The sequence below is a fragment of the Variovorax durovernensis genome, assembly GCF_977011995.1.
The window spans coordinates 1,211,922-1,224,283 of the sequence record NZ_CDRNCW010000001.1 but is presented as its reverse complement, the minus strand read 5'-3'; the positions used below and the strand labels follow the sequence as shown (position 1 = coordinate 1,224,283).

Annotated in this window: 7 protein-coding genes; 2 read left to right on the top strand and 5 right to left on the bottom strand. The window is 66.6% G+C overall.

The annotated features are described in order from the left end of the window. The first annotated feature begins 27 nt into the window (after positions 1-27). Positions 28-2,055: a TadG family pilus assembly protein gene (locus ACWV14_RS05655; RefSeq protein ID WP_454907768.1), complete on the top strand. Its 2,028-nt coding sequence runs from the start codon at positions 28-30 to the stop codon at positions 2,053-2,055. Positions 2,056-2,094: 39 nt separating this feature from the next. Then, positions 2,095-3,519 carry a sigma 54-interacting transcriptional regulator gene (locus ACWV14_RS05650; protein WP_454907769.1) on the top strand — a complete coding sequence of 475 codons (1,425 nt, stop codon included), beginning with the start codon at positions 2,095-2,097 and terminating at the stop codon, positions 3,517-3,519. Positions 3,520-3,540: 21 nt separating this feature from the next. Here the strand turns inward: ACWV14_RS05650 and ACWV14_RS05645 are convergent, their stop codons facing one another. From ACWV14_RS05645 to pal, 5 genes are all read right to left on the bottom strand, one after another. Continuing rightward, positions 3,541-5,112, bottom strand: a complete 1,572-nt coding sequence (locus tag ACWV14_RS05645) for a TolC family protein (protein ID WP_454907770.1) — start codon at positions 5,110-5,112, stop codon at positions 3,541-3,543. Positions 5,113-5,123: 11 nt separating this feature from the next. Next, positions 5,124-6,440, bottom strand: a complete 1,317-nt coding sequence (locus ACWV14_RS05640; protein WP_454907771.1) for an HlyD family type I secretion periplasmic adaptor subunit — start codon at positions 6,438-6,440, stop codon at positions 5,124-5,126. 28 nt (positions 6,441-6,468) lie between these two features. Beyond that, a complete protein-coding gene (locus ACWV14_RS05635) occupies positions 6,469-8,286 on the bottom strand; it encodes a peptidase domain-containing ABC transporter (RefSeq protein ID WP_454907772.1) in 1,818 nt (605 codons plus the stop codon). 369 nt (positions 8,287-8,655) lie between these two features. Continuing rightward, the gene (locus ACWV14_RS05630; protein WP_454907773.1) at positions 8,656-11,748 is read right to left on the bottom strand and encodes a glutamate ligase domain-containing protein; all 3,093 of its coding nucleotides are present in this window, start codon (positions 11,746-11,748) and stop codon (positions 8,656-8,658) included. Positions 11,749-11,854: 106 nt separating this feature from the next. Beyond that, entirely contained in the window at positions 11,855-12,358 is a 504-nt protein-coding gene (gene pal, locus ACWV14_RS05625) for a peptidoglycan-associated lipoprotein Pal (protein ID WP_454907774.1), read from the bottom strand. Positions 12,359-12,362 lie beyond the last annotated feature (4 nt).

Here is a 12,362-nt window from a genome sequence, read left to right as displayed (position 1 = left end):
TCACATCGGAATCGGCAGCGTGGTTCCGTGCTGGTCAACGCGGCCATTGCATTGAGCTTGATCATCATCACGCTAGTCGGCACCGAGATCGGGTATCTGTTTTTTCTGAAAAGGGAATTTCAGAAGTCAGCCGACCTCGCAGCGCTGTCGGGAGCCCAGGCTCTCACCACGAGCAGTTGTACCGAAGCCGCAGCCGCCGCCATTTCGAATGCATCGCAGAATCTGCCAACGGGGTTTCAACTGAACTCGGCCGATGTGGTCTGCGGTCGCTGGGATCCGTCGAGCATTCCGGGGCCCAAGTACTTCTCCGCAGGTGTAGCGCCTTTCAACGGTGTGCAGATCTCGTTGCAGCGAACACCTGCGATGCTGCTGACGGGAATCTCGGGTGGCATTCAACGCCAGATTCAGGTGCAAGCGCTTGCGGTCAAGGATGAACCGTCGGTTGTTTTCTCCGTGGGCGCCAAGCTCGTCGATGTAAGCCCCGGAGGCGCGCTGACCTCTATTCTGAAGATCGCAGGCGTGAATGTGGATAACGCCTGCGTCGGTTGCTACACAGGACTCTTGACCGCCAACATCTCCGCGGGAGACTTGTTGAATGCACTGGGAATACCAGTGAGCGCGGACCTGACGGTTGGCGGCTTGAACGCACTCCTGGCGGCCAAGAAGGTCAGCATCGGGCAACTCGTCAACGTCATTGCAACCCTTGCCAATCAAAGTGGCCTCCTGGCCGCCAACGCGCAGCTTCTCGGTGCCCTGGTAAATGCCGGCATCAATGTCGACTCCCTTCTCGTGCAACTCGGCACCGACCCCGCGGCTACCGACGGCTCGAGAGGCTTGTTCACTGTCATCAAGGCTCCCACGAGTTCTGCAGCCCTGAACACCCAGATCAACGCCTTCGATCTTCTGAAGACGGCCCTCAGTGTGGGGACTTCGGAACACGCCGTGACGTTGAATCAGCAACTCGGTGCACTGGGACTCAATGTCGAAGCACGTGTCATCGAGCCGGCATCCATCGGAATTGGCGGTGTAGGTACGACGGCGTACAACTCGCAAATAAGAGTTTTCGCATCCATCAACACGAACACGAGCATCGTGGGCGGCATCCTGAGTACCCTGGCTACGCAAATAACCCTTCCGATATCCATCGACATCGGAAACTCGCTCGGCACCGTGACCAACATCGACTGCAGTTCGACGCCAACCAAGGCGACCATAAGAGTCGATGCTCCTCTTCTCAGCGCCTGCATCGGACAGATCTCCTCCACCGCGCTGTGGTCCAAATCGAATGCCTGCCTGACCGATCTGCAACCCATGTCCCTGGTCAGGATCCTGGGCGTAGATTTACTGGCGGGAAAAGCATATTTGCCAGCCCTTACCAACTCCAGCCAAGTGGTCCTGTCTCCGGGCGATACCGTCACCACTGGAGGGAACCCTCTCGCAATCGGCACCACGGTTTCCACGCTCCTTAGCGACCTCTTGAAACTGCTTCTCGGGAATGCGGGAACTGGAAGCGGAACACCTGCGACCCGTCCTGCAACGCCGGCCATTGCCGCTACGCTGGCGAATCACTACATTCCGACGACCACCGGTGCCAGCATGAACCAAAGCGCAGTCGACGCCGTTCAGGCGGCCCTGACTGCCGACGGCTTGACATGGAACCGCCCCCTGCTCGGCCTGCTTTCGCAGTCGATGCCTTCCGAATGGGCCGGCAACGTGGCCAGCTGCAAGACTTCATTCAGCAGTTATCAGACTTCCTGCGTTCGCTCCGCGCTGGTCGACTCGCTGCAAACCGCAAATCAGAACGGACTCCTGACTGGCATCTTGAATGGTCTGGTACAACTCATTTCAGGCCTGCTCGGAGTCGGCTCTTCTGACGGCGGCACTCCTCTGCTGGCAGGCCTTCTCGGTCCACTGGTCAATCTGTTGCAGCCGGTCCTCGATGTCTTAGGCAAGTTCGTTTCCGATCTACTGCAGATGCTGCTTGGACTGCAGCTCGGACAGACCGATGTTCACCTGCATTCCATCAGCTGCCGCAATGCGAAGCTCGTCTATTGAAGAAAGCCGGAGCAAGTTGCCAATTTCTTATCGTTTCAAATGAGCTCTCCCGCCAATTTCGACGAACTCGACCTCTTTGTCTGGGAGGGCAAAGCCGACATCCTCGACCGCATCGCGCGTTGCATGGCGAGCTTCGACGTGGAGGTGATCCGGGCCGACGGGCTGCCGCCGCCAGCGCCCGAGCGCGGGGTGGCGCTGCGGCCTTCGGTGGCGATCATCAGCGTCACGGTCATTGACGGCGGCGGGCTGGCGCATGCGACGGAGCTGTTGCAGGGCATGCCGGTGATCTGGGTCGCGGCGGGTTCGCGCGAGCGGGACTCGCGCACCTATCCGCCCGAGTACCTGCACGTGCTGCCCTACGACTTCACCTGCGCCGAGCTGCGCACGATGGTCGCGAAGCTGGTGCGGCAGTTGCGCGCGCGCGAGGTGGCGCCGCAGGCGCCCGACGTGCTGGTGGCGCACTCCGACGCGATGAAGTCGCTGCTGGCCGAGGTGAACGCCTTCGCCGATTGCGACCACAGCGTGCTGGTGCGCGGCGAAACCGGCGTGGGCAAGGAACGCATCGCGCAGCAGCTGCACCTGGGCCATCAGCACTACAGCAAGGGCGCTTTCGTGGCGGTGAATTGCGGCGCGATTCCCGACGGGCTGTTCGAGTCGCTGTTCTTCGGCCACACGAAGGGCTCGTTCACGGGCGCGGTGCATGCGCACCGCGGCTATTTCGAGCAGGCCACGGGCGGCACGCTGTTCCTCGACGAAATCGGCGACCTGCCGCGCTACCAGCAGGTCAAGCTGCTGCGTGTGCTCGAAGACAACGCGGTGACGCGGCTCGGGGCGACGTCGCCGGTCCGCGTCGACTTCCGCCTGGTGGCGGCGACCAACCGCAACCTGCGCGAGATGGTGGCGAGCGGCGAGTTCCGCGCCGACCTTTTCTACCGGCTCGCGGTGATCGAGCTTCATGTGCCCAGCCTCGAGGAGCGCGGCGAGGTCGACAAGATCGCCATCTTCAAGGCCCTGCTGAGCAACGTGCTCGGCGACGAGCTGGAGACGCTCGGCGAAACACCGCACTGGCTGAGCGACGCGGTGGCCGAGACCTACTTCCCGGGCAATGTTCGCCAGCTGCGCAACCTCGCGGAGCGCGTGGGCGTGATCGCGCGGCAGCTGCACAGCTGGGACCAGAACCTGATCCAGCGCGCAATTGCGCTGACGCGCGGCACGCCGACACCGACGATCTCGGCGGACCGCAACGGCGCGGGTGGCGGCGGCGGGATCGGGCTCGACGGCAGCAGCGACCGCAAGGGCTGGAACAGCAGCGAGCGCAACCGCATCATCGCGGCGCTCGAGGTCAACGACTGGAAGCGCCAGGACACCGCGCAGCACCTGGGCATCAGCCGCAAGGTGCTGTGGGAGAAGATGCGCAAATACCAGATCCTCGACGGCGAACCGGGCATCCCCGAAGACGCCTGAGCTGCACCGCCACGACGCCGGTCAGGGGGTCGAAAGGCGCGGGGCTTTGCGCAGCAGCGGGTTCGCACCTGCCGGGCCGGCGGCGCGCTCGACCACCGGTTCGCTCGCGCATGCGGTGTTGCTGGAGATGCACAGCGCGCCCAGCAGGCCGTCCTCGGTCAACGCAGGCCGGCTCGGCGAGCCGAAGAGCCGGTCGATCCATCCGTTCGGTCCCACCGGGTCGATGCGAAGTTCACCGGTGGTGCGCGCCAGGCGCAGCTCCGAGATGCGCAGGTCGAACACGCCGTCGATGTAGTCGAACAGCAGCGTGTAGTAGTCGAGTTGCGCGTCGAGCACCTTGGGCAGGGTCTCGCGGCCGAATTCCATGAGACGGCGGCGGCCGCGGAAGGCCTGGCCCGACGTGCTCACGGCTTCCATCAGCTGCCGCTCGCGCTCGCGGCCCGACACGGTGCGGGCCCATGAGGCGGAGGTGAGTTCGAACAGGTTGAGCTTCACGCCTTCGAGCTTGGCTTCCTGGTTAGTCACTTCGGCCAGCGCGGACTTCAGCCGCAGTTGCCGGTCGAAGCCGTTGCCGAAGTTCCAGTTGAGTTCGAAGCCCGCGCGCGTCGGGTTCTGGGTCACGTCGCTCGGGTCCCTGGTCTTGACGACGACGGCGTCAAGGGTCGGATACAGGCTCGCGTCCTGCTGGTCCGCCAGCGCCCTGGCGCGATCGATGCGGCCCTGGGCTTCGGCAATCTCGGTGCTGCGCGCCTCGGCGCGGCGCAACGCTTCTTCCTGCGAGCCGATACGCCATTGCGGCGGTGCGGCAAGCACGGGCAGCGACTCGGCGTTGGGCGAGAACTTGAAGTAGTTGCGGAACTTGGCCATCGCCTCGTCGCGCTGCGCCTCGAAGTCGGACTCGCGCGCAGCCACGAGCGCGCGGCGCGACGCGGCCATGTTGAGGTCGTTGTCGCCGGTCACGCCCAGCGCGACGCGGCGGGCTTCGGCCTTGGAGAGCTCGGCGACCACCTCGGTGGCCTTGTGCGCGATCTGCTTCTTCAGGTCGTAGCGCTGCACCTGCAGGTAGGCGGTCAGTGCGTCGAGCACCACTTTCTGCGAGGTGGTGATGACGGCCTCGTCGTCAGCCTGGTTGCCGGCTTCCGCGGCGCGCTGCGCGGCGCTCATGCCGCCGCCGTCGAGCAGGCTCATGCGGGCCTGGGCGGTGAGCACGGTGTAGCCCTGTGTCTTGGCACCGGTCGCGCCGCTGTTGTAGTTGCCCGATGTCGTGCCGAAACTGAAGCGCGGGTAGCGCGCCTGCTTGGCCGCATCGACGCCGTAGCTGCTGGTGTTGGCGGCGGCCTGGGCCGTCTGCACCTCGGGGTAGTCCTGGGACAGCGCAACCAACGCCTGCTTCACCTGCTGCGCATAACTGGCCGCGCCCAGCGACGGCGGGGACAGGCGGCGCGCAAGCGTGAGCGGCAAAGACGGCTCCTGCGGCGCCTGCTGCGATTCCTGTTGTTGCTGTTCCTGCGCGAAGGCGGCGGGCGGCAGCGCTAAGCTGGCGCACAGCGCCGCGCACACCACACCGGTGCCCGTGCGGCGCCGGCTGTTCAAGGGTGCGTTCCTCATGGTTCGCGGAAGGCTTCGCGCCGCAGCTTGAGCACGGGACGCAGGATGTACCAGATGAACGGATCGGTGCCGACCCGCAGGTCGACCTCCGACTCCATGCCGGCGGTGATGCGGTTCTCGTCGCGCCCCACGTGCGACTGCGACATGCTGATGAGCAGCCGGTAGTAAGGCGCGCCGTTCGAGATGGCGGGGTCGCGGTCGGCGTCGGCGGCCACCAGCTTGACCTTGCCGTCGACGGCGCCGTAGCGCAGGTAGTCGTAGGCGGTGATCTTCACGCGCGCCGTCTGCCCCACTTCGATGAAGCCGCGGTCGTTCGGGTTGAGCCGCGCCTCGACCATGATCTCGTCTTCGTCGGGCACCACTTCGAGAATCGACTCGCCCGGCTTCACCACCCAGCCGGGGCTGGAGTTGCGCAGGCCCTTGACGATGCCGTCCGACGGCGCCTTCACCACCGTGCGCGAACGCTGCGTGCGGGCCCGTGCGAGGTCTTCGCTCAGGCTTGCGAACTGGCGCTCGACGGTGGCCAGTTCGTCCGATGCGCGGCGCCTGTAGCGGCCTTCCGCCTCTGCCATCTTGGCCTGCGCCTCGGTGATGGCGGCGTCGGCCGAGACCACGCCCTGACGCGCCACCGCGAGTTCGCTGCGCACGCTCTCGACCTGGCGTCGCTTCTCCAGCACCTCGACCTGGCCGACCAGCTTCTCGCTGAGCAGTTGCTCGGAAATCTCGAGTTCCTTCTGCATCAGTTCGAGCCGGTCACCGAGGCCCTTGACCTTGGCCTGCTGTTCCAGCTTCTTGCTGCGCGCCTGCTCCAGTCCCGACACCGCGCCCGCCATGACGCCGCGCTGCTCCAACGCGCGCGCCTGGTAGGCGCCGGTCTCGCCTTCGAACACGCCCTCGTCGATGTCCTTGGCAAAGGAATCGCGGCGCAGCGGCTGGCCCCGGCTCTCGGCCATGAGGCGCACGCGCGTGGCCTGCGTGGCCGCGTAGCGCGCCGTGAGTTCCTCGAGGTTGAGGCCGCTGCCGCCCAGGTCGATCTCCACCAGCGGCTGGCCCGTCTTGACCTTGTCGCCTTCCTTCACCAGCACGTTGCTGACGATGCCGCCTTCCAGATGCTGGATGGACTTGACGCGGTCAGAAGGGATCACGCGGCCCGGCGCGACGACCACGGTCTCCATGGGAAAGCCCAGGCCGATCAGTGCCAGCACCGCGATCGCCCCGCCGATGATCCATTGCCGCCGTCGTCCCTGCGGCGATGTCTGGGCCGCGCGCTTGTCCTGCTCGTCCTGCAATATTTGCGGAAGGTCTGATTTCAAAATTTGCGGCCCCCGTCGCTCGTCGTGTTCACGCCATGGAGCGGGTGGCCGCGGCCCCCGCGCTGTCTTCGGTATCGCCCACCGCCACCAGCGGCTTCTTCACGCCGAACAGCTTGGGCACCATCACCGCCGCGGAGCCCTGTTCGACGTTGCCCTGCCCGGTCACGTGGTAGACCACGGTGGCCGCGGAGACGATGCGCAGCGAATGCGTGACCACCACCACGGTGCGCACCTTGGCCACCGCGAGCATGGTGGCGAGCAGGTTGCGCTCGCTCTGGAAATCGAGGTCGTTGCTGGGCTCGTCGAGCACCAGCACCGAGGGCTTGCGCAGGAAGCTCATGGCCAGCGCGAGCTTGCGCCGCTCGCCGACAGAGAAGCCCGTGCCGCCCTCGCCCACCACGGTGCGGTAGCCGTCGGGCAGGCGCGATATGAAGTCGTGCGCGCCGGAGAGCTTGCAGGCCGCGACGATCTGCTCGTCGCTCTGGCCCGGCGCGCCGCGCCGCATCACGTCGACCAGCGCGCCGCCGAACCAGTAGACCTCTTGCGACAGATAGCTGATCCAGCGCGACAGCTCTTCGCGGCCGAACTGCGAGAGGTCGTATTCGCCGATGCTCACGGTGCCGCGCGTGGGCGTGTACAGGCCCGACACCAGCTTCACCAGCGTCGACTTGCCCGCGCCGTTGCGCCCGACGATCACGTGCAGCCCGCCGGGGCCGATGTCGAGGTCGACGTTCTCCAGCACCTGCTGCTGCGCGTTCTGCGTGAAGCTGAAGCTCACGTCGCGCAGCGTGACGCGGCCCAGCGGCTGCGGCAGTTCCATGCCCGTGGGCGGCTTCTCGACCGGCTCGCGCAGCACGGCTTCGAGCCGCTTGGCGGCTTCCTTCGCGGTGGCCAGCGAGCGCCAGTTCGACACCAGGCCGGCCACCGGCTGCAGCGCCTTGAGTGCCAGCATGTTGGAGGCGACCAGGCCGCCCACCGTCATCCATTGCTCCATCACCGACACCGCACCCACGGTGACGACGATGACCGAGAACACGGTCAGCAGCACGGTGGTGCCGTCACGCGCGGTCTCGATCTGGCCGTTCTTGGTGAAGCTCTCGGTGAGCCAGGCGTTGTAGGTCTGGCGCCACATCTCGATGGTGGGACCGTCGTTGGCCTGCGTCTTCAGCGTCTCGCGCGCATGGCAGATCTCGGAGGTGATGCGGTCCAGGCCGCGCCCGCGTTGCACTTCCTCCACACGGCCGGTGCGCACTTCGTCGGCCCACCACCACGCCAGGAAGGACATGATGGCCAGGAACACCGCCACCACCGGCAGCACCGGCAGCGCGACGATGCCGATCACGATCAGCGCGAAGATGGCCATGGGCAGGTCGAAGATCGACTGCGCGAGCCCGCCGGTGACGGTGCCGCGCACCGAACCCACGTCGCGGAAGTACAGCTGCCACGACGACGCGGGCCGCGACTCCAGCGCGCGCAGCGGGCGCGACAGCATCGAATTCAGCAGGGCACCCGACACGCCGTGGTCGATGATGGCGCCCGCGTTGCGCAGCAGGCGCGAGCGCCGCGTGCGCAGCCAGAACTCGATGCACAGGAAGAAGAAGATGCCGCTCACCAGAGCGGCGAGCGTCGAGGTGCCGCTGCGCGACAGCACGCGGTCATACACCTGCAGCAGGAAGATCGAAGGCAGCAGCCCGAACAGGCTGATGGGGAGCGAGCGCCACGCCGCGCCCTTGACCAGCGGATAGGCCGCGCGAAACGCTTCATGCAACGCGCCCGCATAGGGACTGGCACCAGGTTCGTCTGGCGTGTCGGCAACCAACTGGCTGGGCAGGAGGAACTTGATCATGGGGAAAAGCCGATCCGTCGGGCAATGACGCCTGTCTCATTATCAACTGTTACCCAGCTGTTACAAGGCAAAAATTCACTCTCCACGCGACTCAGCACACAGGCACGCGCACCTTCGACGGCTTGGCTTTCACAGACTGCTCCGGTCCCGGTTGCGCGGCGCTTCCCGTTACCGCGCAACCGGCCGGACTCCCTGACCTGACAGCTTTCGTTTGATGGGGCAAACCCTCTGCGAACACCAATGCGATGTTGGCGCACAACAGCATGCAGAGCACCCATGCGCACAGCAGCTGGAGCCAGCCCAGCCACCAGCGTCGTGGTACCGCCGGTGCCTCATGCTCGTAGGGCGAATGCAATAACGCGTTCCATCTCATGGCAATGCTTTCAAGACCCGGGCAAGCCGGGAAAGACCGATGCCCGCCGAGCTCTTGGCCAGCACCCAGTCGCCCGGTTGCAGGAGGCCGCCGAGCGCGGTGGACAGGTCGGACACATCGACGAACCAGTGCGAGCGCACCTTGGTGCGAATGCGCGTGTGCAGCGCCCGCATCAGCGGGCCGCACAGCAGCACGCGATCGGGCTGCGAGGCCAGCAACTCGGCCTCCAGGTCAAGGTGGTGGCGCTGCGCGGCGGGGCCGAGTTCCTGCATGTCGCCGAGGATCGCCACGCGGCGGGCCGGCTCGCAGGGGGCTTGCGACAGCATCTCCAGCGCCGCGCGCATCGAGCTCGGGTTGGCGTCGTAGGTCTCGTCGATCAGCTTGAAGCTGCCGCCGCCGATGTGAATGGTGTGCAGCGCGCCGCGCCCGCCCGGCGGCTCGAAATGCGCAAAGGGCTCGACCGCCGCGGCCAGCGGCAGGCGCAGCGCCTGCAGCGCCGCGAGCGCGGCAATGGCGCTCGCGCCCATGTGGCGGCCCGGCGCATTGAGCCGCAGCTGGAAGGGCTCGCCCATCACCAGCGCCTGCACCTCGCCGTGGTCGAAGGCGAGCAGGCGCACGTCGGCGTCCTTGTGCTCGCCGCAGGTCACGATCTGCAGCTGCTGCGTCATCGCGGCTTCGGCGAAGGCCGCGAACTCGGGCATGTCGCGGTTCAGCACCACGCTGTCGCCAGGGGCCATTGCCTGGAAGATGCGGCTGTCCAGCCGCGCAGCGGCTTCCGAAGGGCCACGGTGCTTTTGCGACGCGGCCGACAGCCCGGTCACGACGACGAGCGAGGGCCGCACCAGTTGCGCCGAGGCCGGCATCTGCGATGCACCCATCTCCATCACCCAGTAGGCCGCGTGCCGCGGCATGCAGGTCATGTTCCAGGCGATGCCCGAAGGCAGGCTGATGTTGCCTTCAGGCTGCGCGACCTCGCCCCACACGGTGAGCGCGCCGGCCAGCATGGCGGTGACGGTGCCGCTGCCGGCGCCGCTGCCGAGCACGCCGCACACGCGGCCGGTGAATTCGCAGCGCGCATGGTCGCCCAGCAGCAGCACCGACTGCAGCACGTTCTGCACCTTGAGCACCGGCACGCGCTTGTCGAGGTGCGGCTTGGGGTCGGTGCACAGCACGGCGGCGGCAGGCTGCAGCACGCCCTTGAGCGTGACGGCCGCCAGCGGCGTCTTCGACGGGCGCGTCTGGTGGTCGAACACCACGCGGCCCTTGCGCATGAAGGAGCGCTGCGTCACGCCGCTGGCGCGCCAGCCGTCCTCGGGCTTGACGACCCACTCGCCGCCGGTGACGCGAGCCATCTCGCTCGCGGTCCAGGCCGGGCCGTCGTCGCGCGCGCCGCCGCCGGTGCCGCCAACACCGCTGGCCGCCGCCAGCGCGCGGCGCTCCAGCAGGTAGCGGTGGTAGGCCACGAAGCCCGATACGTACTGCTCGACGTCGTCGATGCGCACGCGGAACGAGTGATGCCGGATGAAGAAGGATCCCACCACCGTCGAAGGCCGGCGGAAATACATCGCCATCTCGGGCCAGAAGAAGCCGTTGAGCAGGTAGTGCGCGCGGTAGTCGAGCGCGCGGTAGAACTTCTCGGTGTCCAGCTCGTCGAGCAGGTGCCGCATCGCGGGCATGCCCTCGAGCCGCTGCAGCATCTGCTGCGCGGCCAGCATGAGTTCGAGCAGCGTCGGAAACGTGGTCTTGCGGTCGAGCACGAAGTCCAGGTACCCCGCCACGTTCTGCAGGCCGAAGCGAAAGTATTTTTCCTGCGGGCTCCAGTGCGTGAGCTCGTTGACGCAGCAGCTCAGCCAGTGGTCGTGCGACTGCCATTGCTGGCCCGCGATGAAATAGTCGAAGGCTTTTTCGACCACCGCCAGCCACTGCGGGTCGCGCGTGAGGCTGTACAGGCGCATGAGGCCGTAGACCGCCTCGCCGTCGTAATAAATGATGCGCGAGGCCTGCTTGACCGATAGGTCGGTCGCATGCAGCACGTGGTTGAAGCGGCCGGTCTCCGGGTCTTGCAGCGACGCGATGCCGAGCGCGAGCTTGTCGATGAGCGGCAGCCAGTGGCGCGTGTCCATCAGCTCGCAGTACTTCACGAGCGCGAGCACGCAGGCCGCGTTGCCACCCAGCTTGATCTCGCCGCCGGTGTCCACCAGGAAGGCCGCGGCGCGGCCGTCGGCCAGCGTGTAGTCGCGGATCAGCCAGCTGGTCAGGTGGTCGATCGCGCGGTCGATGGCCGAGCGCAGGGTCTCGTCGCGCGTGAGCTCCCATGCTTCGAGCATGGCGTAGACCGCGCTCGCATGGCGCATGGCGTCGTAGGTCGGAATGCGCCGGTCGAAGCACGGGAAGTAGCCGTACACGAACAGGCCGTCGCTCTGCACCTGCCGCGCGAGGTACGACGAACCGCTGCGCACGAGGTCGAGCACCGATTGCGGGTTGAGCGCCGGCAGCTGCCGGCGGCCCGCGTCGAGCCCCGTGCCGACGAGCTTGTGCACCACGCCGTCGGGCTGGCAGAACACACCCACCATCGCGAGCAGGTAGACCGGCTGTTCGGCCGGCATGTCCAGCGGCGGCGCGCGCTCGAAGCGGGCCAGGCCGTAGACCTCGAAGTTGCGCGGGTTCACCACCGAGTGCGCGATGGTCGAGTCGCCACACAGCATGGCGTTGGCATTGAGCTCCTGCTCGGTGAAGGCGAGCTCGAAGTCCTGGTCGAAGGCCAGGCCGAGGCGGAAGTAGTTGCGCTTGACCGCGGTGAGCTGCGTCTTGAACTGCACCCACTCCATCGGGCTCGCGCCCTCGACCCAGTCGATGCGCAGCCACGGCGACACGATGCCGCGCTCGCGCACCCAGCGCCCGACGGACTCCGCGCCCTCGCGCCATGCCGTCTCGAAGTCGGCGGCGCGCGCATGCACCACGTGGGCACGCTGCGCGCCGTCGCTGACCGAGAAGAACAGCGTGAACGCCGGGTACGGGGCGGGCAAGGCCGCGCACACCGACACCAGGCGTTCATGGCAGGCATGGAGCTGATCCTGGAAAGACATCATGCGGCCCCGATCGAATGCGGGAAACCGGTCGCGCCCGTCATCTGCCCATGCCTCGACGTGTGCGCGGACCGGAAACTGCCGTCGAAGTCATCGCTTGGCACCGGCTTCAGCGGTAGCTGAATTCGGCGCGGCGATTGAGCTGATAGCCCTCCTCGGTGGTTGCGAGCGACGCGGGTTTCTCCGTGCCCCAGCTGATGGCCTCGATGCGCTCGGCCGGCACGCCCAGTTGCATGAGCGCGCGCTGCACGGCGTCGGCACGGCGCTGGCCCAGCGCCAGGTTGTATTCGCGGCCGCCGCGCTGGTCGGTGTTGCCTTCGATCACGACCCGGCTCGACGTCCGGTTGCGCATGTAGCTCGCGTGCGCCTCGACGATCTTCACGTACTCGGACTTGATGTTGTATTTGTCGAAGTCGAAGTAGACGATCTTCGACACGCCCGCCGGGCCGTTCTGCACCGGCGGCGGTGCAGCGGGCTCCACCTTCGCCACGGCGCTCGCGCCCTTGTTCGAGTAGTAGTAGGTCGCGTCGTCGCGACCGGTCTTGGGTGCCGCGCAGCCGACCAGGATTGCTCCGAGTGCGACGATGGCCAGTATCCGGAAATTCTTTTTCATATCC